The sequence below is a fragment of the Saccharothrix sp. NRRL B-16314 genome, from assembly GCF_000716595.1.
Taxonomy (GTDB): Bacteria; Actinomycetota; Actinomycetes; order Mycobacteriales; family Pseudonocardiaceae; genus Actinosynnema.
On sequence record NZ_JNXC01000270.1, the window covers coordinates 1 to 212 of the forward strand.

A 212-nucleotide genomic window follows, 5' to 3' on the forward strand; every position below is an offset into this window, starting at 1 on the left:
GCGCTGGAAGGCTTAACTACCGGGTTCGGAATGGGACCGGGTGTTCCCCAACCGCTATGACCACCGAAACACTATGAAATTACCAACCCGTAGGCACCACACCCAAACCCCTCAAGAGGCTTGGACCTGATGGTCCGGTTCGGTTCTTTCAGAACCGCACAGTGGATGCGTAGCGTCTTCATGACAAGTCCTCGGCCTATTAGTACCGGTCA

At 55.2% G+C, this 212-nt stretch carries 1 rRNA gene; it reads right to left on the reverse strand.

Going from position 1 to position 212, the window contains the following annotated elements:
• Window positions 1–68 (reverse strand): 5S ribosomal RNA (rrf, locus tag OQ02_RS39960); the annotation flags it as partial.
• Between the last annotated feature and the right edge of the window lie 144 nt (window positions 69–212).